The 24,493-nt window shown below is 65.5% G+C and carries 27 protein-coding genes; 12 read left to right on the forward strand and 15 right to left on the reverse strand.

What is annotated here, in order from left to right:
- Positions 1-103 precede the first annotated feature (103 nt).
- Positions 104-703: a recombination mediator RecR gene (gene recR / locus AB1A62_RS08910; RefSeq protein WP_366661150.1), complete on the forward strand. Its 600-nt coding sequence runs from the start codon at positions 104-106 to the stop codon at positions 701-703.
- A gap of 74 nt (positions 704-777) precedes the next feature.
- On the opposite strand, the gene ltaE is transcribed toward recR, so the two are convergent.
- Positions 778-1,827, reverse strand: coding sequence for a low-specificity L-threonine aldolase (ltaE, locus tag AB1A62_RS08915; RefSeq protein WP_366661151.1), 1,050 nt, complete (start codon positions 1,825-1,827; stop codon positions 778-780).
- Entirely contained in the window at positions 1,824-2,501 is a 678-nt protein-coding gene (locus AB1A62_RS08920; RefSeq protein ID WP_366661152.1) for a hypothetical protein, read from the reverse strand. The genes ltaE and AB1A62_RS08920 overlap by 4 nt, the downstream gene beginning before the upstream one ends.
- A 137-nt stretch (positions 2,502-2,638) precedes the next feature.
- Between AB1A62_RS08920 and AB1A62_RS08925 the strand changes: the two genes are divergently transcribed.
- Positions 2,639-3,526, forward strand: coding sequence for a LysR substrate-binding domain-containing protein (locus tag AB1A62_RS08925; protein WP_366661153.1), 888 nt, complete (start codon positions 2,639-2,641; stop codon positions 3,524-3,526).
- 97 nt (positions 3,527-3,623) lie between these two features.
- Here AB1A62_RS08925 and AB1A62_RS08930 read toward each other — a convergent pair whose 3' ends face one another.
- Both AB1A62_RS08930 and AB1A62_RS08935 read right to left on the reverse strand, forming a co-directional pair.
- Positions 3,624-5,768, reverse strand: coding sequence for a response regulator (locus AB1A62_RS08930; RefSeq protein WP_366661154.1), 2,145 nt, complete (start codon positions 5,766-5,768; stop codon positions 3,624-3,626).
- A gap of 324 nt (positions 5,769-6,092) precedes the next feature.
- A complete protein-coding gene (locus tag AB1A62_RS08935; protein WP_366661155.1) occupies positions 6,093-6,863 on the reverse strand; it encodes a cell cycle transcriptional regulator TrcR in 771 nt (256 codons plus the stop codon).
- A 146-nt stretch (positions 6,864-7,009) separates the two neighbouring features.
- Between AB1A62_RS08935 and AB1A62_RS08940 the strand changes: the two genes are divergently transcribed.
- The 3 genes from AB1A62_RS08940 (at position 7,010) to AB1A62_RS08950 (ending at position 9,415) form a co-directional block, all read left to right on the forward strand.
- Positions 7,010-7,657 carry a ribonuclease T2 gene (locus tag AB1A62_RS08940; protein ID WP_366661156.1) on the forward strand — a complete coding sequence of 216 codons (648 nt, stop codon included), beginning with the start codon at positions 7,010-7,012 and terminating at the stop codon, positions 7,655-7,657.
- Positions 7,658-7,732: 75 nt separating this feature from the next.
- Entirely contained in the window at positions 7,733-8,269 is a 537-nt protein-coding gene (locus AB1A62_RS08945) for a hypothetical protein (RefSeq protein ID WP_366661157.1), read from the forward strand.
- Positions 8,270-8,557: 288 nt separating this feature from the next.
- Positions 8,558-9,415, forward strand: a complete 858-nt coding sequence (locus tag AB1A62_RS08950) for a DUF2189 domain-containing protein (protein WP_366661158.1) — start codon at positions 8,558-8,560, stop codon at positions 9,413-9,415.
- 66 nt (positions 9,416-9,481) lie between these two features.
- Here AB1A62_RS08950 and AB1A62_RS08955 read toward each other — a convergent pair whose 3' ends face one another.
- From AB1A62_RS08955 to AB1A62_RS08965, 3 genes are all read right to left on the reverse strand, one after another.
- Positions 9,482-10,465 carry an NAD(P)H-quinone oxidoreductase gene (locus tag AB1A62_RS08955; RefSeq protein WP_366661159.1) on the reverse strand — a complete coding sequence of 328 codons (984 nt, stop codon included), beginning with the start codon at positions 10,463-10,465 and terminating at the stop codon, positions 9,482-9,484.
- 137 nt (positions 10,466-10,602) lie between these two features.
- The gene (locus AB1A62_RS08960) at positions 10,603-11,418 is read right to left on the reverse strand and encodes a methyltransferase domain-containing protein (RefSeq protein ID WP_366661160.1); all 816 of its coding nucleotides are present in this window, start codon (positions 11,416-11,418) and stop codon (positions 10,603-10,605) included.
- 151 nt (positions 11,419-11,569) lie between these two features.
- Positions 11,570-12,271: a COQ9 family protein gene (locus AB1A62_RS08965; RefSeq protein ID WP_366661161.1), complete on the reverse strand. Its 702-nt coding sequence runs from the start codon at positions 12,269-12,271 to the stop codon at positions 11,570-11,572.
- Between the two features lie 116 nt (positions 12,272-12,387).
- Between AB1A62_RS08965 and rpsU the strand changes: the two genes are divergently transcribed.
- Both rpsU and AB1A62_RS08975 read left to right on the forward strand, forming a co-directional pair.
- Positions 12,388-12,594 (forward strand): 30S ribosomal protein S21, encoded by a 207-nt coding sequence (rpsU, locus tag AB1A62_RS08970; RefSeq protein WP_005614280.1) that lies wholly within the window; start codon positions 12,388-12,390, stop codon positions 12,592-12,594.
- 791 nt (positions 12,595-13,385) lie between these two features.
- A complete protein-coding gene (locus tag AB1A62_RS08975; RefSeq protein WP_366661162.1) occupies positions 13,386-14,567 on the forward strand; it encodes a CAP domain-containing protein in 1,182 nt (393 codons plus the stop codon).
- 67 nt (positions 14,568-14,634) lie between these two features.
- Here AB1A62_RS08975 and ppk2 read toward each other — a convergent pair whose 3' ends face one another.
- On the reverse strand, positions 14,635-15,552 hold the full coding sequence (gene ppk2, locus AB1A62_RS08980; RefSeq protein WP_366661163.1) for a polyphosphate kinase 2: 918 nt from the start codon (positions 15,550-15,552) through the stop codon (positions 14,635-14,637).
- Between the two features lie 193 nt (positions 15,553-15,745).
- Here ppk2 and AB1A62_RS08985 point away from each other — a divergent pair, with 193 nt between their 5' ends.
- Positions 15,746-16,585: a CPBP family intramembrane glutamic endopeptidase gene (locus AB1A62_RS08985; RefSeq protein WP_366661164.1), complete on the forward strand. Its 840-nt coding sequence runs from the start codon at positions 15,746-15,748 to the stop codon at positions 16,583-16,585.
- A 68-nt stretch (positions 16,586-16,653) separates the two neighbouring features.
- Here AB1A62_RS08985 and AB1A62_RS08990 read toward each other — a convergent pair whose 3' ends face one another.
- On the reverse strand, positions 16,654-17,112 hold the full coding sequence (locus AB1A62_RS08990) for an Lrp/AsnC family transcriptional regulator (RefSeq protein WP_008556791.1): 459 nt from the start codon (positions 17,110-17,112) through the stop codon (positions 16,654-16,656).
- A 139-nt stretch (positions 17,113-17,251) separates the two neighbouring features.
- On the opposite strand from AB1A62_RS08990, the gene ald reads away from it, so the two are divergent.
- A complete protein-coding gene (gene ald, locus AB1A62_RS08995) occupies positions 17,252-18,370 on the forward strand; it encodes an alanine dehydrogenase (RefSeq protein WP_366661165.1) in 1,119 nt (372 codons plus the stop codon).
- A gap of 97 nt (positions 18,371-18,467) precedes the next feature.
- Here the strand turns inward: ald and AB1A62_RS09000 are convergent, their stop codons facing one another.
- Positions 18,468-18,659, reverse strand: a complete 192-nt coding sequence (locus tag AB1A62_RS09000) for a hypothetical protein (protein ID WP_366661166.1) — start codon at positions 18,657-18,659, stop codon at positions 18,468-18,470.
- Positions 18,656-18,979: a YdcH family protein gene (locus AB1A62_RS09005; RefSeq protein WP_366661167.1), complete on the reverse strand. Its 324-nt coding sequence runs from the start codon at positions 18,977-18,979 to the stop codon at positions 18,656-18,658. The genes AB1A62_RS09000 and AB1A62_RS09005 overlap by 4 nt, the downstream gene beginning before the upstream one ends.
- A gap of 73 nt (positions 18,980-19,052) precedes the next feature.
- Here AB1A62_RS09005 and AB1A62_RS09010 point away from each other — a divergent pair, with 73 nt between their 5' ends.
- The 3 genes from AB1A62_RS09010 to AB1A62_RS09020 all read left to right on the forward strand — a co-directional run bounded on the left by AB1A62_RS09010 (position 19,053) and on the right by AB1A62_RS09020 (position 22,018).
- Complete coding sequence (locus AB1A62_RS09010) at positions 19,053-19,976, forward strand: hydrogen peroxide-inducible genes activator (RefSeq protein WP_366661168.1); 924 nt, start codon at positions 19,053-19,055, stop codon at positions 19,974-19,976.
- Positions 19,977-20,172: 196 nt separating this feature from the next.
- Positions 20,173-21,075: a hypothetical protein gene (locus AB1A62_RS09015; RefSeq protein WP_366661169.1), complete on the forward strand. Its 903-nt coding sequence runs from the start codon at positions 20,173-20,175 to the stop codon at positions 21,073-21,075.
- 136 nt (positions 21,076-21,211) lie between these two features.
- Positions 21,212-22,018: a mechanosensitive ion channel domain-containing protein gene (locus AB1A62_RS09020; protein WP_366661170.1), complete on the forward strand. Its 807-nt coding sequence runs from the start codon at positions 21,212-21,214 to the stop codon at positions 22,016-22,018.
- 75 nt (positions 22,019-22,093) lie between these two features.
- Here the strand turns inward: AB1A62_RS09020 and AB1A62_RS09025 are convergent, their stop codons facing one another.
- From AB1A62_RS09025 to AB1A62_RS09040, 4 genes are all read right to left on the reverse strand, one after another.
- Entirely contained in the window at positions 22,094-22,639 is a 546-nt protein-coding gene (locus AB1A62_RS09025; protein WP_366661171.1) for a hypothetical protein, read from the reverse strand.
- A gap of 194 nt (positions 22,640-22,833) precedes the next feature.
- The gene (locus AB1A62_RS09030) at positions 22,834-23,364 is read right to left on the reverse strand and encodes a GNAT family N-acetyltransferase (RefSeq protein ID WP_366661172.1); all 531 of its coding nucleotides are present in this window, start codon (positions 23,362-23,364) and stop codon (positions 22,834-22,836) included.
- The gene (locus tag AB1A62_RS09035; protein ID WP_366661173.1) at positions 23,361-23,810 is read right to left on the reverse strand and encodes a YtoQ family protein; all 450 of its coding nucleotides are present in this window, start codon (positions 23,808-23,810) and stop codon (positions 23,361-23,363) included. Before AB1A62_RS09035 ends, AB1A62_RS09030 begins: the two co-directional genes overlap by 4 nt.
- Positions 23,801-24,490 (reverse strand): phosphoribosyltransferase family protein, encoded by a 690-nt coding sequence (locus tag AB1A62_RS09040; protein ID WP_366661174.1) that lies wholly within the window; start codon positions 24,488-24,490, stop codon positions 23,801-23,803. The genes AB1A62_RS09035 and AB1A62_RS09040 overlap by 10 nt, the downstream gene beginning before the upstream one ends.
- Between the last annotated feature and the right edge of the window lie 3 nt (positions 24,491-24,493).

Raw genomic sequence — 24,493 nt, forward strand, 5'->3', positions numbered from 1 at the left:
ACCCCTGGGCGCCAGAAAAACAAACCCCGAACATTTTGCCGCCCGGCCCTTGCGCTCCCCTGCCCCGGGTGGCCTATATGGAGGTCAGCAAAGGGCCCAAGGCATGATCAAGAATTCCACCAGCGACATCGAAGACCTGATTTCCCTGATGGCCAAGCTGCCGGGACTGGGGCCCCGCTCGGCCCGGCGCGCGGTGCTGCATCTGATCCGCAAGCGGGCGCTGCTGCTGACGCCCTTGGCGGATGTGATGAGCGAGGTGGCCGCAACCGCCCGCGAATGCCTTAACTGCGGCAATGTCGGTACCAGCGAGATCTGCCCGATCTGCACCGACGAGGTGCGCGGCAACGGCGAGCTGTGCGTTGTGGAGGATGTGGCCGACCTCTGGGCGATGGAACGCTCCGGCGTGTTCAAGGGCCGCTACCACGTGCTGGGCGGCACCCTGTCGGCGCTGGATGCGGTAGGACCGGAGGACCTGCGCATTCCGCGGCTGGTGGACCGGGTCGCCACCGAAGGCATCAGCGAAGTCATCCTGGCGCTCAATGCCACCATCGACGGCCAGACCACCGCCCATTACATCGCCGACCAGCTGCAGGGGCAGGTGAAGCTCACCTCGCTGGCGCAGGGGGTGCCGATCGGCGGCGAGTTGGATTACCTCGACGACGGCACCATCTCCGCCGCGCTCAACGCGCGGAAGGAAATCTGACAGCGCAGCCGGGGCGCAGAAAATTCTTAAGGAAAAATTTGGGCCGGAAAACTCGGAATTTTCCGGCCCCTGGTCTAGCTGTAGAAGCTCTCCATCCCCTGCACCGCCCGTGCCAGCGCGGCGTCATCCGCATCCTTGTGCAGCACCATACGGATCGCCCCGGCACTGCCGCCGCCGATTACCACGCCCTCCGCCGCCAGATGCGTCCGCAGCGCATCATTGCGCCCGTCACCCGGCGTGAAAAACACCATGTTGGTGGCTTGTGCCACCTCTCCCGCGCCCAACCCCCGAAGCACAGCAGCCAGCTCTTCGGCCCGGCCATGATCCTCCGCCAGCCGCGCCGTGTTATGCTCCAGCGCATAAAGACCCGCCGCCGCCAGCACACCCGCCTGGCGCATGCCGCCGCCCAGCATCTTGCGCCAGCGCCGCGCCCTGGCAATCACATCCGCAGGCCCGACCAGAACCGAGCCCGCCGGCGTGCCCAGCCCCTTGGACAGGCAGACCGAGACCGTATCCACCAGCCCAGCCAGGTCTGTCTCAGAACAGCCCAGCGCCGTCACCGCATTGAAGAACCGCGCGCCGTCCAGATGCACGGACAGCCCCGCTTTGCGCCCGGCCTCCGCCGCAGCCGCCATATCTGCCAGGGGCACCGCCAGCCCGTTATGGGTGTTCTCCAGCGACAAAAGGCGGCTGATGGCGAGATGGCTGTCATCCGCCTTCACCGCCCCGGCAACCACGCCCGGATCCAGCGCCCCGTCCGCGCGCACCGGCACCGGGCACAGCGCAATCCCGCCCAGGACCGAGGCGCCTGCGGCCTCATAAGCATGCACGTGATACCCCGCGCCCGTGATGATCTCCTCGCCGCGCTGGCAGTGGGCCAAGAGACCGGCAAGGTTGCTCATGGTGCCGGTGGGCAGGAACAGCGCCGCCTCCTTGCCCAGACGCTCGGCCAGCACCGCCTCCAGGCGGTTGACCGAAGGGTCCTCACCAAAGACATCATCGCCCAGTTCCGCCGCAGCCATCGCCTGCATCATGCCTGCATCGGGACGCGTCACCGTATCGCTGCGCAGATCGCAGAGGACCGCATTGCCCCCCGCCCCAGCCAGCCCTGCATATTGGCTCATTCCGTCACCTGATCATAAGCCAGCGCCGCCACGATGTGGACGCGCCGGGTTTCGCCCCCGTTCAATGCGGTGTGGTAGCCGCGGGTGTCAGTGAAATACACCGACCCGTCGGCTGGCAAGTGGGTGACGTGATGATTCACGATGAACAGCGACCCGGGGTTGGAAAGCACCGGGATATGCAGCCGCGGCTCCGGGTCGCGGTGCCAGGAATTACAGTTGTACAGCCCCTTGGACAGCACCCGCGTGCGTCCGATCGGGAAGCGCTTGGCCAGCTCCTGGTGCACATGCTCGAAATAGGTGCCCGCAAATTTCGGATTGAACTCGCTGAAGTCCACCTCCGGCACCAGATCCTCGCGCGGCTCCTCGACATACCGCTCATCCGCCCGCAGCCAGTAGCGGCCCGACAGATCATTGGCGGTCCACCCGGACTGCCCCGGCCGCTGGGTCAGCGGCAGCGCGGCAAAGCCCTGGTCCTGCATGCCGCCCATGAAGTCCTCGCGCTTCAGGCATTCCACCAGCGCCTCCTGCAGCAACTGGATGTCAAACCTCAGCTCCAGCCGCTGGATGCCCGGCCCGGGCACAAACTCCGCCACCGAGGCGGAATCGGGCATGGTCTGCATGGCCCGGGTGACGGCCTCCACATCGGCGTCCTTGATCTGCGGTACAAAACTCATGCCGCGCGCTCCCAGTTTTCGTGCTGTTCGTGAGTGGTGATGCATTTGACGCCATCGTTGCAGGCCGCCAGCCGCAAATAAAGCCGGGCCTTCGCAATGCTTGTTGCAAAATTTGCAACACATGGCAGGGTAACCCCATGCGCCGCAAGATCCCGCCAACCGCAGCTCTACTGTGTTTCGAGGCCGCCGCCCGTTCCGGCAGTTTTGCCCAAGGCGCCCGCGCCATGAACCTGTCGCAAAGCGCCTTCAGCCGCCAGATCCAGGGGCTGGAGGCGCAGACCGGCCAGACCCTGTTCAAGCGCGAACGCCAGCGGGTGCAGCTGACCGGCGCGGGCGAGATGCTGCTGCAGGAGCTGTCGCCGCTGCTGGAGGCGCTGGAGGCCGCGTTCTACCGGCTGCGCACCCGCGACAATCCTTACGGCGCGCTCAACATCGGCACCTATCCGACGCTCGGCAGCCGCTGGCTGATGCCGCTTCTGGCCCGGCTGGCGCAGGCGCAGCCGCGGCTGACGGTCAACACCATCACCTATCTGGACAATGCCCAGGTGGATGCCAGCCTGGTCGATCTGGCCATCGTGCAGGGCGATCCGCCCTGGCCGGGATTCCGTGCCGATCTGCTGATGCCGGAAACCCTGGTGGCGGTGGCCGCGCCCGGCCTGCTGGAGGCGCCGCTGCAGGACGCCGCCCGGCTGCTGGACCATCCGGCGCTGCAGCACACCACCCGCCCGCTCAGCTGGCAGATCTGGTTCGAGGATCAGGGACAGGCGCTGCCCGCCCGCCCCACCGGCCCGCTTTTCAGCCAGTTCGAGATGCTGATCGACGCGGTGAAATACGGCCACGGGGTGGCGATCCTGCCGGAGCTGCTGGTGCGCCGCGAACTGGCCGAGGGAACGCTTGTGCCGGCCCATCCGCACCGCTGCACGCCTGCCAGCGCCTATTACCTGCTGACGCCGCAGGCCAAGACCGGCACCAGCCGGATCGAGCGGGTCCGGGCCTGGCTGCTGGAGCAGGCGCCTTCCGGCTAGACGCTACCGCGCCGCGCGCCCGCGCGGCGCCGGGCCCAAGCCTGCCAGGCGGCCCCGCCAGGGGCAGCCGCAGGCGCGGGAGCCCTTCCCCTCGCGCTTAGCGGAACAGCGCCTTGTACAATTTCTCCTTGGTAAAGGGCTTGTCCAGCACCTGCACGCCGTCCAGCTCCGGGAACCCCGCCTCCGCGGCGCTGAAGGCAAAACCGCTCATCATCACCGCGTTCAGCCCGGGCTGGACCTGCAGCAGCCGCGCCAGCGTCTCCCAGCCGCTGCGCCCCGGCATGCTCATGTCGATCACCGCGCCGTCAAACGGCCCCTGCGCCTGCAGCTGCGCCAGCGCCGCGTCATAGCCATCTGCCTGCTCCACCTCGCAGCCGCGCAGCTGCAGCAGGCCTGCGACGGCCCGGCGCACGGTGTCCTCGTCATCGACCACCAGGATGCGGCGCAGCTGCCCCCTGCGCGGCTCCGGCACCGCAGCCGGCCCGGCGGCCTGCGCCGTTTCCGCCGCACCGGCCGGGAAATAGAAACGGAAGGTGCTGCCGCCGCCCGCCCGGCTCTCCACTGCCAGCCCGCCGCGGTGGTTGCTGATGACGCCCATGGCCGCCGCCAGCCCCAACCCGCGGCCGCCAGGCTTGGTGGTGAAAAACGGGTCGAAAATCCGCGCCACGGTGTCCCGCCCCATGCCGCCGCCGGTGTCGCGCACCTCCAGCAGCAGGCAAGGGCCTGCGGGCATCCTGCGCCCCTTCAGCAGCCGCCGCCGCTCCGCCGCACTCAGGCTGATGCGCCGGGTCGCGACCGTCACGGTGCCCGCGCCCGGGCCGATCGCCTCCACCGCGTTCAGCACCGCCTGCATCAACAGCTGCCCCGCCTGCGCCGGGTCCATCTGCGCGGCCAGCTCACCCTTCGCCAGGTCCAGCACCACCGCCTTGCCCAGCCTGCACTCTGGCGGCACCAGCACCAGCGCCTCGCGGACAATCCGGTTCAGATCGCAGGTCTCCGGCTGCGGGCTGCCGCCGCCGCGGGCATAGCCCAGCAGCTGCCGCATCAGCCGGGCCGAGGCCTGCAGCCCCTGCTCAACCGCCTGCACTTGCGCCACCGCCGGATGCGCCGCCTCCAGGTTCGCCAGCGCCAGCTCGCTGCGCCCTTGCATCGCGGCCAGCAGGTTGTTGAACTCATGCGCGATGGTGCCCGCCAGCAGCCCCAGGCTCTCGGCCTTGCGCCGCAGCAGCAGCGCCTGTTCCGCCTGCCGCCGCCGCCGCTCCGCCCGGCGGCGGCACAGCTCCAATGCCGCCCGCGCCGCGAACGCTTCAATCAAGCTGTTTTTCTGGAAGCCCGCTGTCATCTTCCGGTCGTGCAGCAGCGCAATGTGGCCAGTCAGCCGCCCGTTTGCATCCCGCAGCGGCACTCCGAAATACGATTGCAGCCCCTGCGCCCGGAACTGCTGCTGCGCCGGAAACATCTCCTGCAGCCCCGATGGCACCAGAAACGGCTCCCCCTCGCGCAGGAAGGCGCAAGGGGCGCCCTCATAGGGCATCAGCCTTTCCTCGCCCGCGGCGGCATCCTGCCCGCCGTCGCAGCAGGCCAGCACGCGGAAACTGCCCGGACTGTCCGCGGCGCATTCGGCGATGACGGCCATGCGCACCCTGAAGGCGCGCTGCAGCTGCTCCGCCAGCTGCCGCAGCGCCGCCCGCGGAGACAGGCTGCCCGGCCCCTGCGCCAGCGCCGCCAGAGCGTCGGCCTCCTGCATCGCGGCAAGCTCCGCCCCCAGCCGCGGCGCAAACTGCTGCATGGCCGCGGCGGCCTCTGCTGCCAGCGCCGCCCCCGGCGCCTGCCGCCAGGCCGTCTGCACCAGGCCTACAGCCGCGCCCGCGGCATCCTTCAGCGGCACCCCGGCATAGCTGTTGATGTTTTCCTCGATGAACATGCCGTCCTGCGGATACAGCTGCTGCACCCCGTCCGGCACCACCTGCGGCGCGCCGCTCAGCACCGCATCGCGGCAGGGCGCTCCGCGCGCGTCATATTCGAAATCCCCCAGCTGCAGCCCGTCGAACCAGCTTGCCGCCACCCTCAGGTGCTCGGCCTCCCTGATCCGCAATGAACTGACTGTGACCAGATCGGCGCCAAAACCCTGCGCCAGCTGATCTGCAAATGCCTGGCAGAACCCGCGGCCGCTTGCGCCGGCCAGTTCCTCCAGATCCAAGCGGCCGCTTGCCCCAAGCGCCGCACCCCCGGATGCGTCCATAACCAATACTCCTGCCATCCCTGCACGGGCCGGCCCAAGAGGCCGGAGCGCTGGCACAACTCGTCAAACACTGTCCCTTTCACATCGCGGAGCCGCCCCTTTCCCAGAGGCCTGCTCCGCATCACTCAAATCCGCGGGCGGCCTGGAACACAGCCGCACCGCAACATCATGCTGCGCGAATAACCAGCGCGCAGTCAACATCTTGTATGGTTGAGACTCAATTCTAACAGAAAAAGCCGCAAATCCGGAGCATCGGATCTGCGGCTTTTTAAGGATTTTCCGCTTGCCGGACGGCCCGGCAGGCCTAGGCCGGACCGGCCAGGATCAGTAGCGGCTGTCCTCGTCGTCGTCCTCGTCGTCGCTGCCTGCGGGCAGGTTGAAGAAGCTGTCGGCGTCCAGGACGTCCTCTTCCTTCTTCTCGTCCTCGCCGTCATTCAGGCCGCCGCCCAGGGTGAAGGTCTCCAGGCCTTCAATGGCAGTCGGGATTTTCGGCTCGGCGTCCATCTCCAGCGACTGCTCGGTGGACACCAGCTTGCGGCGCTCGTCGTCGCTCATCACGCCGCCTTCGGCTGCCTTCTTGGCCGCCGCCTTCTGCACCGCCGCGTCCAGCTCGGACTGCTTGCACAGGCCCAGCGCCACCGGGTCGATGGGCTGCATGTTGGCGATGTTCCAGTGGGTGCGCTCGCGGATCGACTGAATGGTCGGCTTGGTGGTGCCGACCAGCTTGGCGATCTGGCCGTCGGACAGTTCCGGGTGGAACTTGACCAGCCACAGGATCGAGTTGGGACGGTCCTGGCGCTTGGACAGCGGGGTGTAGCGCGGGCCGCGGCGCTTTTCCTCGCCGGCCGCGGCGGGGTTGAATTTGAGCTTCAGCTTGTGCAGCGGATTGGCCTGCGCCTTGTCGATCTCGTCCTGGGTCAGCTGGTTGTTGGCCACCGGGTCAAAGCCCTTGACGCCCACCGCCACTTCGCCGTCGGCGATACCCTGGATCTCCAGTTCGTGCATGCCCACGAAATCGGCGATCTGCTTGAAGCTGATCGTGGTATTGTCCACCAGCCACACGGCGGTTGCCTTGGCCATCAACGGTTTTGCCATGTGCTCATCTCCTTAAAACACCTTTGATCCCCGGATACATCTCTCCCGCCGCCTGAAATGGCGTCCCCGGCGATCCGGGGCAGGTTTCCGTTGTCGGGGAACTTCCGCCCTATATAGTCGGCTTCACTGCATAAGGAAAGAGGCCAATGCGCAAGTTGTTCACAGGTGTTTTTGCGGCTGTTCTGACCTTGCTGCCCGCCCTTGCCGCGACCGACGGCGAACCGGCGGGCGAGTTCGACTATTACGTGCTGTCGCTCAGCTGGTCGCCGAACTGGTGCGCGCAGGAGGGCGACGCCAGGGGCGCGGAGCAATGCGACGCCCGCCACGATCACGGCTGGACCCTGCACGGGCTGTGGCCGCAGTTCCACCGCGGCTGGCCCAGCTACTGCCGCAGCGCCGAGGCGCCGCCGAGCCGCGCCATGAGTCGGGACATGGCGGACATCATGGGCAGCGCCGGCCTCGCCTGGCACCAGTGGAAGAAACACGGCACCTGCTCCGGCCTCAGCGCCCGGGACTATTACGCCGCCATGCGCGCGGCCTACACCCGCGTCACCCGCCCCGCGGCCTTCCGCAAGCTGGACAAGCCCGTCACCCTGCCTGCGTCCCTGGTTGAACAAGCCTTCCTGCAGGAAAACCCGGCGCTCACAACCGACAGCCTGACCATCACCTGCCGGGACGGTGCCATCCAGGAGGCGCGCATCTGCTTGTCCAAGGGATTGGAACCGGTGCCCTGCGGGCGGGACGTGATCAAGGACTGCACATTAAAGGACGCCCGTTTTGCGCCGGTGCGCTGAACCCGCAGGGCGCCGCCGCGGGACCGATGACAATCCGGCGCCGGTTTGGTAAAATCTCCCGCGGGAGAAACTAAAATGAGGGTTCTCGTTTCCCTTCTTTTGTCGGTCGTTGCGGCTCCGTCGTCTGCGCAGGACGACCTGATCGCAGGACGCATTTCCTGTTTTGCGGCTGGCAGCCACTATGTGGCCACGGACAGGTCCCACTCAGGCATGAAAAACGGGCAAAGCAGCAGTATTCCGGCCGGGGCCGCCTTAATCTTTGAATACATGCTTGATCACTCCGGCCGCTTGGAGGTGTTCTTCAGGGAGGAAAACCGCATGTCGGTTTATTTCGAGGATCCTTTTCTGGCTCAGGGTTTCAAGGGCTTCTCCCCCTTTGCGGGCGTGGCGGAGTTCAGCTCAAATTACCGCAAGTTCTCATTGGGCCGCTATCACATCAATTACAGCGGGAACGACCAGCTTTTCCTGAAGAAATGCTCCGGAACCGATTGGCGCGGCCACTATGTCCAGACGTTCTTCGGGGGCCACCATACACAGGTCACGAACCTGCATTGCCAAACGGAAGTGGACGCCGTTGATGAGGTTCTGGCCCGCCTGAGAGGGATAAACTAGGCCGGAATCCTTTCCCCGGCCGGCAGTTCTCCGGCATCTCACTGCAGGAGATGCAGCATATTCATAGCAGCTCAAATTTTCAGAGCCCTGAACCAGCAGGCAAATTCGCTTGCCACCTCCGTTTCCCCCCGCAGAAAGCCGCCGCATCCATGCCTCCTCCCCATCGCTTGGCGGCAAATGGCCTGCGAAGCAGACTTTTCCGCGTTTCGTGCTACAATAGGGAAACGTGCCGCGCCCGGCCCTGCCTGAACGGCACTTCCGTTTTGGTCAGCGAGAAGGAGGAAGCGCATGGCAAAAACAATTGGTAACCCGCTCAGCTGGCTTCTGCAGGGTGCAGAGACCACCGGGCACCATATCAGCGAAACCGTCGGCGAAATGGGCAGCGACGGCGTCAAGGAGCTGCCCAAGGCGCGCGACCTGAGCATGGATGACATCATCCATTCTTTGGCCGCGGGTCTGGAGGATTTTGCCGCCTGCCGCTCGGACGCCATGTTCCTGGTTCTGTTCTACCCGATCATCGGCATTGCGCTGATCGTGATGAGCCTGTCGATGAACCTGCTGCCGCTGATCGTGCCGATGATCATGGGCTTTGCGATCCTCGGGCCGGTCGCCGCGGTCGGGCTTTATGAGATGTCCAAGCGCCGCGAAGCCGGCTTCGAGCCGCGCTGGGTGGACGCTTTCGGCGTCATCCGCTCGCCCGCCTTCGGCGCGATCCTGGTTCTGGGGCTGTATCTGGCGGCGCTGTTCGTGATCTGGCTGGTGGCAGCCGACATGATCTACAGCCGCACCCTGGGGCCGGAGCCGCCGGAATCAATCGCCAGCTTCGCCGCCGCCGTGGTCACCACCCGCGAAGGCTGGATCATGGCCATTACCGGCGGCATCGTGGGCGCGGTCTTTGCCTTTGCGGCGCTGGCGATGAGCCTGGTTTCCTTCCCGCTCCTGCTGGACCGCCATGTGGGCCTGCCGGTCGCGGTGGCCACCTCGATCAAGGTGCTGCGCAAGAACCCGGTCATCTGCATGACCTGGGGCGTGATTGTCGGCGTGTCGCTGGTGGTCGGATCCATCCCCTTCCTGGCCGGGCTGATCATCGTGGTTCCGGTGCTGGGGCATGCCACCTGGCACCTGTACCGCCGCGCGGTGCAGTAAGAGGCGCTATAAAACAAGAAAGGGCCGGCGCATCTGCCGACCCTTCTGTTTTGCGTGCCCTGCGTCTCAGCCCACTTTCAGGACAATCTTGCCGATATGGCCGGAGCTTTCCATCCGGGCGTGCGCCGCGGCTGCCTCCTCCAGCGCAAATTCGCTGTCCATCACCGGAGCGACCTTGCCTGCTTCCAACAGCGGCCAGACCGCCTCGCGCAGATCCTGCGCAATCTGCGCCTTGGCCAGATCGCTTTGCGGACGCAGGGTCGAGCCGGTCAGCGTCAGCCGCTTGACCATCATCAGGGCAAAGTTCAGCTCCACCTTCGGCCCCTGCAGAAAGGCGATCTGCACCAGCCGCCCGTCCTCGGCCATCGCTTTGACATTGCGCGGGATGTAATCGCCGCCAACCATGTCCAGCACCAGATCGGCGCCGCCCTCGTCCCGCAGCACCTTGACGAAATCCTCGTCGCGGTAGTTGATCGCCCGCTCCGCGCCCAGGTCCAGGCAGGCCTGGCATTTCTCATCCGATCCCGCGGTCGCGAACACCCGCGCCCCGAACGCCTTGGCCAGCTGGATCGCGGTGGTGCCGATGCCGGACGAGCCGCCATGCACCAGGAACCGCTCCCCGGCCTTCAAGCCCCCGCGGGTGAACACGTTCGACCAGACAGTAAAGAAGGTCTCCGGCAGGCAGGCCGCCTGTTTCAGGTCCAGCCCCGCAGGCACCGGCAGGCAGTGCGCCGCCGGCGTTGCCACGTACTCCGCATAACCGCCGCCCGGCAGCAGCGCGCAGACCTGGTCGCCCGCCGCAATACCGCTGACGCCCGCGCCTACGGCCACCACCTCGCCCGAGGCTTCCAGCCCCGGCAGGTCGCTGGCGCCCTTGGGCGGATCATAAGCACCGGCGCGCTGCAGCGCATCGGGGCGGTTCACACCGGCATAGGCCACCTTGATCACCACCTCGCCGTGGCCCGGCTGCGGCACCGGGCGCTGCGTCAGCTGCAGCACCTCCGGCCCGCCGGGTTTCGTGATCTCCACCGCGCGCATCATCTCTGTCATCGGAATTTGTCCTCCTGATCCTTGCCACCTGCCTAGCATCCGGAAAGGGGGGCGCAAACAGCAAAGGCGCCGCAGTTGGCGCGCTTTGCGGACAGCCCGGTCCGGGGCCGTGCATCAGCGGGGCGGTTTCCCCTTTGTCAGGGCTTGCGCAGGATGTAGGACACGAAGTTGCAGGAGCCGAAAAAGGTTCCCGCTTCTGAAGCGGCGTGATGCGTCTCCGACCACTGCCGCGCAGCGGCTTCGCTGATATGCCCCGCCGCCACCATCGCGGGCCTGTAGCTGTCCAGCATGCTCTCGAAGAACTCCGCCTTGCCGGCCTCAGCCAGAATCTCAGGCAGGAAATCCGCCAGTTCCAGGCCCGACTCGGCAACCAGTTCTGGAAACTGGCGCATCGCCCGCGGGTGGGCAACAACGGTTTTCAGCAAGGCCTGCAGCGCTTCGTCATTCAGAGCCGGATCGCCTGCGCCGAATGTGATCGAGGCATAGTCGCCGTCAAAGACCACCACATGGCCACCGGGCGCAGTGACACGGGCAGCCTCCTTCAACACCTGTGCAGGGCTAGTGACGTGGCTGAGCAGCGTATGCAGCACAACGAGGTCGTACTGGTCCTGATTTGCCTCGGTGCCGTGGCTATCGGCAACGTCAAATGAGATCCGGCCGTCAAGACCCTCCTCGGCAGCCAGCCGCCGGGCCACCCCGATCAGCTCTGCAGAAAAGTCGGTCCCTGTCAGATTGGCCCCGTCCGCAAGTCTTGCCGCCAGGGCCCGCGTGACAACGCCGGTCCCGCACCCCATGTCGAGCACCTCGCGGCACTGCTCCAGCGGCAGCCGGCCGAAGTACCGCTCCCGCATGGCGGCAAATGGCGGATAGGTTCCCCGGTACTCCAGGCGGTCCACGACCATCTGCAATTTTTCACTGTCGAGCTGATCAAGCGACTGAAAGATGTCCGCCATCGTGTTTCCTCTCCAACCGGAATACCAAGTAAAGGGAACTTGGCATCAATTCTGGAATCACATCAGCATTCTGTCCACACCCGGTGCTTGCGGGCAGGCGAACCGGACCTCTCATCCAGCGGGAAGCAGCGAACCGGCCCAGCCGGCCGCGCTACCGCCGCGGATCAACCGACCCCGGCAGGTCATCGCGCGCCTTCGGCGGCTTGATCTGCTCGGCCAGCCAGTTCGGCCCCACCAGCAGAGGTTTCAGCAGCGGGTTCTTCTGCAGGCCGGCTTTCAGCTTCTCGAAGTCCATCACATTATCAATGCGCCGCTCCAGGAAATCCCAGGTCGCCTGATGCTCCAGGCTGTCGTCGCCCAGCCAGTACAGAACGGTGGCGGAATAGACGCCGGCCAGCGACGCGCGCTTGGTGTACCAGTTCAGGTCGTCGGAGCCGTCGCCCAGCGTGTCCCAGATCAGGTCGCAGGTGTTCCAGATCGCCTTGACGCCGTCGCCGGCATATTGCGGCAGCGCCAGCAGCGTGGTGCCGCGGCGCACCGCTTCCTTGTCCTCGACCGCTTCCAGCCGGAACCGCACCGCCGCCGCCACCTTGTCGCGGAACCGCATGCCCGACAGGTCCTCTGCCTGCAGCCGTTCCAGCATCCGCGAATCGCCGCGGGCGTGAAAGGCCAGCGCCAGATCGACGCCGCCGCGCGGGCAGACCGCATGGGCCAGCACCTCCGGCACATCCGCATCCTGGCAGGCGGCGCGGAAGGTCACCTCCGACCAGCCGTCAAACGGCACATGATTCAGCGCCGCCTCCAGCAGTTTGTCCTTGATATCGTCCTGTGCGTGATCGTGGCTTTCACTCATCTCACCCTCCCGCTTGCAGCGTGCTGACACCCTACTAGACAAAATTTGCGCGCTTTGCTATATGGCCACTTCCTGCAAATCCTTGCAACTCAACTTAGAAAGGTGGTGAAAACCACATGCAGGTTAGTGTTCGCGACAACAACGTCGATCAGGCGCTCCGTGCCCTGAAGAAAAAGCTGCAGCGTGAAGGCGTCTTCCGCGAAATGAAGCTCAAGCAACATTTCGAGAAGCCGTCCGAGAAAAAAGCGCGCGAGAAAGCTGAAGCGATCCGCCGTGCCCGTAAACTGGCACGCAAGAAAGCCCAGCGCGAAGGTCTGCTGTAAGCACCAAGCGCAGCCCGAAAAGTGGATACCGGTTTTCGGATCAAGCTGCGCGGCAAACAGACCTGGCTCTCCAGCTTTGGACAGCACTAAGGCAGATCCCCGGATCCGCCGGAACATACGTTCAGACGACCCCCGCGGCCCCGCCCGGGGGTTTGTCATTTGGGGCACCCCGTTGGGGTAGTCCTGCTCCAGGGCGGCCCGGTCCTGCCTCAAAGGGATGCATGCAACGATCGCGAATTGATTAGAATTACACCTTTAGGGTGTATTTTCGCGCGACACTCTGCTATACAGAGATCACGGCAGGGCAAGTCAGTTGCGTTTCCCTAACCATTGCCCCGCCGGCCGGGCTTGGAACACCCGGTTTCCCGAAACCTTGGGCAGGCGGCGCTACCCCCCTTTTACCGGCGCTGGTCTTGGTCCCTGCAAACAAGGCTCGTCTCTCCCGGGTTTCCAATATTACCGGACGCTGCCCCCCCCGGCGGCGTCCGGACCGTTTCAGACCCCTGATTCCGTCCCCGCCGCACTGCCTGCTGCCGCCGCGCCGAGGCGAATCCCCCGCCGCCCGTCAAGTGGCCGGCAAGGCAGCGGACAATTGCCGCCGCCCTCCGTGGCGCGGCCGCAACGGTCCAAACCGGCAAAACGCGCAGAAATCCGCGTACCATCCGCCGCTCAACGGGCAGAGCTCCGCCGTAAACCCGCAAAACCGCCCCCTCCGACTTCCGGCCCAAACAATTTCCTTTAACCGGATGGCGCACCGCCGGAGGTCCGGCACACTTATGGAGCAGTTAACGATGTCACAGGCAAGCGTTCTCGAGCGGCAGATGCTCGAGCTGATCAACGCCGAGCGCACTTCGCGCGGTCTCAACCCGGTCCAGCTGGAGTTGCGGCTCAACGATTCTTCCGAAGACCACAGCGAATGGATGCTGCAGCAGGATGTGTTTTCCCACACCGGCGTTGGCGGCTCCAGCGCCGGCGACCGGATGGCAGATGCCGGCTTTGTGTTCTCGGGCAGCTGGACCTGGGCGGAAAACATCGCCTGGCAAAGCGAACGCGGCGACCCCGGCCTGGCCGATGACGTGATCGACCTGCACAATTCGCTGATGAACAGCCCCGGACACCGCGCCAACATCCTGAGCCCCGATGTCGAAGTGATCGGCATCGGCATCGAACAGGGCAACTTCAATGGCTGGGATGCCGTGATGGTCACCCAGAACTTCGCCAGGACCAGCGCGCCTCTGCAGCTCGACACCGGGTCCGGCGACTCCGGCGGTTCGGACGGCGGCAACGGCAGCGGCGCAACCGCCGGCAACGATGTCCTGACCCTGGGCAGCGCCGGCACCCTGGACGGCCTGGGCGGTAATGATTCGCTGACCGGCAGCGGCGGTGCCGACACCCTGATGGGCAGCGACGGCAACGACACTGTTTATGGCCGGGGCGGCAATGACAGCCTGCAAGGCGGCACCCAGAGCGATTTGATCTTCGGCGGCAACGGGCGTGATACGGTGCTGGGCAACGGCGGGTCCGACCGGCTCGCCGGAAACGGCGGCAATGACTACGTCGGCGCGGGCGGCGGCAATGACCAGCTCAGGGGCGGCGGCGGCAACGACGTCCTGAACGGCAGCGCCGGCAACGACACGCTGTGGGGCGGCTCCGGCAATGACAAGCTGCGCGGCGGTAGCGGCATGGACACCCTGCATGGCGGCAGCGGCGACGACGAGATGACCGGCAACGGCCACGGCGATCTGTTCATCTTCAGCAGCGGCGCCGACACCGTCACCGACTTCAACCCTTACTCCAGCGGCGAACGGATCGACCTCGGCAATGCCAACGGCATCACCAGCTACAACGATCTGATGAACAACCACGTCAGCCAGACTGCAAACGGCCTGCTGATCACCGACACCGACGGTGACACCATGCTGCTGGCCGGCATTACAGAACAGCAGCTGAACTCCGGCGACTTCCTGTTCTGATACTCCCACCGGGCAAACAAGAAAGGGGCGTGCCGCGGCACGCCCCTTTCTGCATTTCCGTCAGCCCTCAGTAGATCTTCGGCACATAGAGCTCATCCGGCAGCACCTGGCGCTCATAGTCCGGATTGTACTTGCGGTCCGGCAGCTCGACCTTCTCGTGCTGCACTTCTTCATAAGGGATCTTGGTCAACAGGTGCTCGATGCAGTTCAGCCGCTCGCGCTTCTTGTCATTCCCCTCAATGATATACCACGGCGCCTCCGCGATGTTGGTGCGCTCCAGCATTTCTTCCTTGGCCTTGGTATACTGCTCCCAGCGGATCCGGCTCTCCAGATCCATCGGTGACAGCTTCCACTGTTTCATCGGATCGTGAATGCGCATCATGAACCGCAACTGCTGCTCCTCGTCGGTGATCGAGAACCAGTATTTCAGCAGGATGATGCCCGACCGCACCAGCATCCGCTCGAATTCGGGAATATCCTGGAAGAACTGCTCAACCTGGTCTTCCGTGGCAAAGCCCATCACCCGCTCAACACCCGCCCGGTTGTACCAGGAGCGGTCGAACAGCACGATCTCGCCGCCCGCGGGCAGATGCGGCACATAGCGCTGGAAATACCACTGGCTCTGCTCGCGGCGGTTCGGCGCCGGCAGCGCCACCACCCGCGCCACCCGCGGGTCCAGCCGCTGGGTGATCCGCTTGATCACCCCGCCCTTGCCCGCCGCGTCGCGGCCCTCGAACAGGATGCAGACCTTGGCGCCGGTGTGCTGCACCCAGTCCTGCACCTTGATCAGTTCCGCCTGCAGCCGCAGCAGGTTGCGGAAATAGACCTGCCGGTCGAGCATCTCCGGGTGCTGCTCGCGGTAGATCTTGCGGATCTCCTGGCTCAGCATCGGCTCGGCGAACTCGATCTCGATGTCCTCGTCCAGCGTGTCCTGCAGCTCCGCTTCCAGCCAGTCGAGGGAGGCGGTCTCAAATTCGCGGGTCACGGGCGGGTTCCTTCCTTGTCAGCTGGTGCAAATGCTGCCTTTTAGCGGTGGCATGTGACGGAGTGATGTCACCCGCCCGCCTGCAGCTTCCTTTAAGGCAATCGGAATTCCCGGGCAGGTTCAAGCGCAAAAGCCGCAGGCGGCCCGCACAACCGGCTGGAAAACCGCCGGATGAGCGGATTATGTGCAGGCCATGAGCTTTGTTCTGAACTCCCTGCCCCAGACCTGGCCCTGGCTGATCCTGATGGCGGCGCTGGCTGCCGGCTGGGCCGGGAGCCGCGGGCTGGCCTGTGCCATGCTTGCAGCTTTTGCCGGGGCCGCGGTTGCTCTCGGGCATCTGACGCCGCTGGCGCTGACGGCGCTGGCCGCCGGCCTGCTGTTTGCCGCCTTCCTCCCCCGCACCCGCGGCCCGGCCGCGCTCATCGCCCACGCGGTGCTGGTGCTGTGGTCGCTGGCGCTTGGCGCGCATCTGGTTCCGGGAGTGCAGAACCTGCTGATCCTCGACCAGGTGCAGGCCGGTCCCGCCAGCGCGCCGTACTCCCTGCACCTGAACCTCGACAAGCCGATGGTGTTCTTTGCCCTGCTGCTCGCCTGGCCCGCGCTGCTGCAGCGCAATGATCCGGCAAGCAAGGCCGCCTTGCTCTCCGGCCTGCTGCTCCTCGCCGCGCTGCTGCCGCTGGCCCTGCTGACCGGCGCGCTGCGGCTGGAACCCGGCTTGCCGGACTGGGCGCTCCTGTGGATGGCGTCGAACCTGCTGCTCACCTGCCTGGCAGAGGAAGCCTTCTTCCGCGGCTACCTGCAGCAGGGTCTCAGCCGCCGCTTCGGCCCGGCGGCAGGCATCGCCGCCGCCAGCCTGCTGTTCGGCCTCGCCCACGTCGGCGCCGGCCCCGCGGTGGCCGCATTCGCCGCGCTGCTGGGACTGGCCTGCGGGCTCGGGTATTGGGGAGCAGGCCGGTTTCACGTGCCGGTGCTGATGCACTTTGCCTTCAACCTCGGCCACTTCCTGCTGTTCACCTACCCCGGTCCGGCCTAGGGTCCGGCACCGCCCGGTGCACAGGGGGTGCACAGGGGGTGCACGCGGGACACCCCCGGAATCCCGCCTCAGACCGGCAGCGCCGTGGTCTTGAACACCGTGCGCAAAGCAAAGCTCGACTGCATCTGCGCCACCCCCGGCAGCCGCGCCAGGTGCTGGCGGTGGATGCGGGCGAAATCCTCGGTGTTCTCCGCCACCACCTTAAGGATGTAATCCGCCGTCCCTGCCATCAGATGGCACTCCAGCACGTCCGGAATCCGCGACACCGCTTTCTCGAACGCGTCCAGCACCTCATCCGCCTGGCCGGACAGTGTGATCTCCACAAACACCGTCGACGGCACGTTCATCTTGCGCGCGTCCAGGAGCGCGACATAATCGCGGATATACCCTTCCGCCTCCAGCCGCTGCACCCGCCTGTGGCAGGCCGAGGCCGACAAGTTCACCCGCTCCGACAGGTCGGCGTTGGAGATGCGGCCCTGCTTTTGCAGCACCGAGAGAATGCGACGATCTGTTTCGTCCAGCGACATTTTGCGAAGATCCTTGCTGTGTTTTGCCGTTATACGCGAAGAATCTTCGAAAGCCATGTTTTTATTCCGCCCAAAAAAGAAGCACATTTCGGGCTGCCTGCGTCAAAATGTCTGCAGAGAGTTTTGAGGAGATACTCACATGAAAATCGGCTGCCCCACCGAAATCAAACCGCAGGAATTCCGCGTCGGCATGACCCCGGACGCCGCCCGCGAGGCCGTTCTGCGCGGCCATGAGGTTGTCATCCAGCAAGGCGCCGGCATGGGCGCAGGCTTCACCGACGAGGACTATGCCGCCGCCGGTGCCGTGATCCTGGACACCGCCGAGGAAATCTTTGCCACCGCCGACATGATCGTCAAGGTGAAGGAGCCGCAGGCGGTTGAGCGCAAGATGCTGCGTGAAAACCAGCTGCTGTTCACCTACCTGCACCTGGCACCCGATCCGGAGCAGACCAAGGACCTGCTGGAAAGCGGTTGTACCGCAATCGCTTACGAGACCGTAACCGACGACCGCGGCGGCCTGCCGCTGCTGGCGCCGATGTCGGAAGTGGCCGGCCGCCTGGCGCCGCAGGTCGGCAGCTGGACCCTGCAGAAGGCCAACGGCGGCCGCGGCGTGCTGATGGGCGGCGTGCCCGGCGTGGCCCCGGCCAAGGTGGTGGTGATCGGCGGCGGCGTCGTCGGCACCCACGCAGCCAAGATCGCGGCCGGCATGGGCGCGGATGTCACCATCCTCGACCGCTCGCTGACCCGCCTGAAGTATCTGGACGACGTCTTCGGCCGCACCTTCAAGAACCAGTACTCCACCGCCGGCGCCACCGCTGAGCTGGTGCGCGAAGCCGACATGGTGATCGGTGCGGTTCTGGTCCCCGGTGCCGCAGCCCCGAAACTGGTGTCCCGCGCGCAGCTGTCCGAGATGAAGCCGGGCGCGGTTCTGGTGGACGTCGCCATCGACCAGGGCGGCTGCTTCGAGACCTCCAAAGCGACCACCCACGCCGACCCGATCTATGAGGTCGACGGCATCATGCACTACTGCGTGGCCAACATGCCGGGCGCCGTGGCGCGCACCTCGACCCAGGCCCTGGGCAACGCCACCATGCCCTTCATGCTGAACCTTGCCAACAAAGGCTGGCGCCAGGCCTGCGAGGACGACCCGCACCTGCTGAACGGACTGAACGTGCACGCCGGCCAGCTGACCTACTACGCGGTCGGCGAGGCCCTGGGCATGGACGTGCTGTCGCCGAAACTGGCGCTCAAGCAGTAAGCCGCTTTACAGCGGAATAGACAGAAGCCCCGCCCTTCGGCGGGGCTTCTTCTTGCGAGGCGGCGCTGCCAGGCTTGGCGGCTTGGGCCTGCGGCCCTCAGACCCTGCCGGCGCCGATCCGGGCAACAAGAACCGCCCGGCGGCGTGTCTTGACGCTCACATGCGGACTGCCGCCATCGGGGCCGTCATCGTCGTCCTCGTCATCGAGAATTGCCGCACGCATGTCGTCAAGGTCGGCGCTGTGCATAAACCGCCTTCCAGGATGCCGCAGATCAGAATGCAGGATCATGCCGGCTCTCCTGAACCGCGGTGCTGCGGCGACAGCCGCCCCAGCCCATGATGCCGCAGCAGCGCCAGGCAGCGCACCATTTCGTCCTTGATCTGCAGACGCCGCAATTTCAGCCCGCGCAGGATCAGGCTGCACGGTGCGGGCCGCTTTAGCTCAGTCGCAATTTTCGCCTTCACGTCCTGATGCTTCAAACGCAGCTGCGCCAGCCGTACCTGGAGAGAAAACGCCTTTACCCGGTGACTGTCTTTCATCAATTTACCTCCTTTTCCTGTGCTTTGGGCTGTGTGTATCGGTGACCCGGTTTTCAGATAGGCAGGCATTGCCCTCGCTAGAAGCCAATCTTACTTTGTAAAAAGATTGGTTTTTCCTATCCAACGGCTCAGAGAGGATCCTTTGACTGCCATAACCTTGCGCCAGCTCCGCTACTTCAGCGTGCTCAGCAAATCGCTGCAGTACCGCAACGCTGCGCGCCAGCTTGGCATCAGCCAGCCCTCGCTCAGCCTGCAGATTAACGCGCTGGAGGAGACGCTTGGCACCCGCCTGGCAGAAAGACGGCGCAGCGGCCTGATTCTGACGCCTGAGGGCCGGGAGGTCGCAGCGCAGGCCGAAAAGATCCTGCAGGATGTCGAAAAGCTCTATCGGATCAGCGGCCCGTCTGAAAACAGGCTCACGGGCACTCTGCACCTGGGGTCCTCGCCGACCATCGGCCCGTACCTGCTGCCCAGGGTGCTCAGGCAGCTGCACACGGCCTATCCGGACCTGAAGCTTGTCATTCGGGACGGAACACCGCGTGAAATGACCGAGGACCTGCTGGCCGGAAAACACGATCTTGTCCTGACCCAGCTGCCAATCGCCAGGGACGATGTCAGCCACAAGTTCCTGTTCCGGGAGCCGCTGTATCTGGCCGTTCCGCGGGAACACCGTTTGGCAGGCCGCGACCATGTCAAGAAGATGGATTTGGCGGGCGAAAACCTGATCAGCCTGAATTCGTCATATATGCTCAGCCGTCAGGTGTCCGAGCTTTGCGCCGCCTCCGGTGCCCGCCTGCGCGACGATTTCGAAGGCACCAGCCTGGACGCGCTGCGCCAGATGGTATCGCTTGGAATGGGCATGACGCTGCTGCCCGCGCTCTACGCCGGCTCCGAGGTCAAACCCGGCGAGGGCGACGTCGCCATCACACAGATGAAGCCCGGGCTGTACCGGCAGGCCGGCCTGGCCTGGCGGCGGTCAAGCGGCACACCGGCCAGCTTCCTCAAGCTGGCGGAGTTCATACGCGGCGTGATCGCAAAAGAGTTTGCCGGAAAGGCTTTTCTGTAGCCGCGCCCTCCGGATCCCCGGGCAGGATTGCGGCTGCACTCTTTTTACCTTAAGTAAAATTTGTCAAAAATGCGGCGCGCCCACCCTCTTTCCTGTCCGCACCGTGGCGCGCTGCCAACTTGCAGTTTGCCTGGATCATTTCGGCCGGCAAGGCAAAGCTGCCCCCTCTGCCCGGTCACCAGTGAAAGCAGATTTCATGCCTGAAAGCTCCAAGATCTTTACCTACGCGGTGGACGGCCTTGCCTATACCGTCACCGTTTATGAGGAAAACGGCGAATTCTTTGCCGATATCACCGTCGATGAAGGCGCCATGGATGTGAACGCCATCTATTTCGGCGATGATGACTTCTCCGGCTCCAGCGAGTCCTTGAGCGGCCCGCTGAACCTGAACGGCGCCAGCCTGGACGGCGAAAAGGTGCAATGGGACGAAGCCACCCAGCTGAGCGATCCCGGCCTGGGGCCGGAGGGCGAGGACAAGGAAACCTACCTGCAGACCGGCGACACGATGACGGTCTCCCTGGATATCGCCAGCCTCGACGAGATCGATATCTTCGGCATCCGCGCCACCTCCACCACCAATGACGCGGGCTCCATCAAAGGGGTGAGCGGCGACCCGGAGGAGCCGGAAGAGCCGGAAGAACCGGAGGATCCGGAAGACCCCACCTATGAGAAAGTCTTCTTCGGCGAGGTGTTCTCGGAGTCCGGCGACCCGCTGGGAGGCACTTTCATGCTGGCCGAAGAACCGGACCCGAACCCCTACAGCATCCCGGCCCTGCCCGAGGGCACCGAACCCACTTTCGACAACTACCTGTCCCACTTCCTGTCGGACGACATCGGCGGCGACCTGTCAGCCGCTCAATCCGTTGTCTTTTACGGTACTGGCGCGGATGGCGCGCAGGAAGAGCTGTTCCGCATCGACGCGCCGGAGGGCGGCTTCCAAAGTGCGGACGATCTGCTGGCGGCCTACGACGATGCCCTTGATGGCGCCGGCGATCTGGCAGGCCATGACCTGATGGCAGCGCTGAGCCTGGACGGCCACGCAGAGCCCGGCCCGGAGGCCGGGGAGGACCTGGAGCTGGAAGACTTCGATCTGGCCTGACCCGCAGAGCGGGCGGCGCGGCTCCCCTGCAAGTTGAGCCGCAGCCGCCCGATCTTTCCCCGCCGCGCGCTATTGCCACAGCTGCTCTCTTGCACGACAGTCCGGCGCACAAAAAACGCGAATAGGGACAGCGGATATGGAACAACTGATTGAACAGGCCGGCGCGCTGTGGCCGCTGCTGGTGGCAGGCGTCAAGGCGCTGGTGGTTCTGATCCTCGGCTGGATCGCCACCGGCTGGATCAGCGCCGCGGTGCGCAACCGCATCAACAAGACGCCGCAGATCGACCCCACCCTCGGCAATTTCGCCGCCAGCATGATCCGCTGGGCGCTGCTGGCGGTGGTGCTGGTCGCCATCCTCAATATCTTCGGGATCGAGGCCACCAGCCTGGTTGCGATGCTGGGCGCCGCCACCCTGGCGATCGGCCTGGCGCTGCAGGGCACGCTCAGCGACCTGGCGGCGGGTTTCATGCTGGTCCTGTTCCGCCCCTACAAGATCGGCCAGTATGTCGACATCGGCGGCACCTCTGGCACGGTGAAGGACGTGAACCTGTTCGTGACCGAACTGGCGACGCCGGACAACGTGCAGATCATCGTTCCCAACGGCCAGGCCTGGGGCTCGGTCATCACCAATTTCTCGCACCACCCGACCCGCCGCGTCGACATGGTGTTCGGCATCGACTACGGCGACAACGCCGACACCGCCAAGGCGATCATCCTGGCCCAGGCCAACGGCGACGCCCGGGTGCTGCAGGACCCGGAGCCCTGGGTGCGGGTGACCAACCTGGGCGACAGCTCGGTCGACCTGACCGCGCGGGTCTGGTGCAAGGCGGAGGACTACTGGGAGCTGAAATTCGCCCTGACCCAGGGCGTGAAAGAGGCCTTTGACGCCCAGGGCATCTCCATCCCCTATCCGCATTCTGTGGAAATCAAGAAGGCGGGCTGAGGCGCTCCCGCCCGTCTTTGGCCCCTATCGGGGCCGCATCCCGTTGGGTCCGGCGCCCCGCCTGCGGCGGGGCGTTCACGCCTCCGGGGCCTGCCGGGCCGCCTGTGCCGCCTTGGCGGCCGCCTGCCGCGCCCGCGCTTCCCGGGCACGGTCCTGCACCCTGTCCTCCGCTTCAACCGGCGGCCAGCCGCAAAGCACGGTATACCCCTCGAGGTCGGTAAAGGCCCATTGCGCGGCGATCAGCTGGTAGCTCTTCATTTCCCAGCCGGAGGCATCCGGCTCGAACCGCAGCCGCCAGGTGCCGCGCACCCGCACCGGCAGGCGCAGCCGGCTGATCTGGTTCATTGCCTCGTGGCCGTTCAGGGCCGCCCGCGCCCCCTGCATACGCAGTTTCTTCATCCGCTCGACCAGGCTCGCAGCCTCGCGCAGGCGGCGGCCGGCAAACACCACCTCGACCTCGGTGTTCGGCTGCACGATCCCCTTTACCACCAGGTCGCCGCGGTTGTTGCGGCTGAACACCGGCACCAGCTCTACCGGCACCTCGCGCACCTCGCACTTGAACAGCCCCGCATCCTCAATCAGCGGGGTAACTTGCGCGGCAGGGCGGCGGCGGTTCTTCATAAGGCAGTCCTGAACACTGCCCTCTGGGGAGAACAGTGCCTTTTAATGTTCGGGTGTCACCGGCAGACTAGACCGCCGCCCGTTAAAGAAGCGTTGAAGGGGGCCGAAGCGGCGCGGCTTCCTGCAGGGGGAATGGGCCCCCAAGCCGCTGAACGCGCGAAGACTTTCAGCACACCCTGCCAGGCGCCGCGGACTCAGCGCCGGGAAATGGCCCGTTTCATGACCAGCGTGGGGTTGCCCCGGTACAGGGCCTCGCCCGCAGGCGCATAGCCCAGTTTGACCGCCACCCTATGCGACACCGTGTGGGCCGGGTCGAAGATGCAGGCGGTTTCCGCCCAGTCCGTCGCCTCTGCCGCCCATCGGTGGATGCGGCCGACCGCCTCGGTGGCGATGCCCTGCCCGTGCACCTCGGGCGACAGCACCCAGCCCGCTTCCGGAATGCCTGCCAGCGGCGGCTCCATGCTGCGCTGGTAATCGGCAAAGCCCACCTCGCCGATGAACCGGCCGCTGTCGCGCAGGGTGACCGCCCAGTAGCCGTATCCCAGCGCCTGCCAATGGCCGATGTAGCGCAGCAGCCGGGTCCAGCTTTCCTCTGGCGTCGAGGGCGTGCCGGAAATGAAACGCACCACCTCCGGCGCCGCCCAAAGCGCCGCCACGGCGTCGAAATCCTGCACCCCGTGCGGGCGCAGGATCAGCCGCTCGGTCTCAAGCGCCGGAGCTGTCATGCAGGCAGCTTGCCGGTCAGCACATAGGTGAGGATCTCAACCACCTGGCGCGGCTCCTCTGCCACCGCCAGCGCGGCGGCGTGGACCTCTTTCAGCGCATGCTGATGCTCCGGCGGGCTCAGGACGATGATCGACTTGCCCAGCGCCGCGGCATAGCCCGCATCAAAGGCCGCGTTCCACTGCTTGTACTTGTCGCCGAAGCGCACCACCACGACGTCCGCGTCCGCAATCCCCTTGCGGGTGCGGATCGCATTGACCATCGCGCCCTTGTGGTCGTGCCAGTACTTGCTCTCCTCGGCGCCCAGCACCGCCACGCCGCAATCGTCGCTGGCGTCGTGGTCGGTCACCGGCGCGCTGAAGCTCACTTCCAGCCCCTTTGCGCCGTCGATGATCTGCTCCCGCCAGTCGGTGTGAATCTCGCCCGAGAGGTAAACGTTCAATGCCACTTCGTGTCCTTTCCTGCGCCAGCTTCCGGGGCCGCGGCCAGGGCGGCCATGACCTCGTCATCGCTGGTTTGCGTAAAATCCCTGTAATGCGCGCCGACCGCCCAGAAGTCCCTGGGGCTCAGCAGGCAGACCAGAGTATCTACCAGCGGGCGCAGTTCGTCCACCGCTTCCGGCGGCGCGACAGGAACCGCCAGGATCACCGCCGCCGGCTTACGCTCCTTGAGCCAGAAATGCGCCGCCATGAAGGTCGCGCCCGTGGCGATCCCGTCATCCACCACGATGACGGTGCGGCCTTCCAGCTCCACCGGATCGCGCCCTTGCAAATAGCTGGCGCGGCGGGCGGCGTTTTCCTCCCGCGCCTGGGCCACCTGTGCGGCAAAATCCTCCGGCTTCATGCCGGTGGCCTGCAAGAGCGCACCGTTGAATATGGGATTGCTGCCCTCGGCCAGGGCGCCTGCCGCCAGCTCCGGGTTGGAGGGCATGCCGATCTTGCGGATCAGGATCAGGTCCAGGGGCGCGCGCAGTTTCTGCGCAATCGGCAGCGCCACAGGCACGCCGCCCCGCGGCAGCGCCAGCACCACGGGATCCGTCATCGGCAGTTCAGCCAGTTTTCCGGCCAGCTGAAGCCCGGCGGAAATCCGGTCCTCGAACATGTCAGCCTCCACCCCGTAAGCTAGCACGGA

Source organism: Leisingera sp. JC11 (assembly GCF_040704725.1).
Classification (GTDB): Bacteria; Pseudomonadota; Alphaproteobacteria; order Rhodobacterales; family Rhodobacteraceae; genus Leisingera.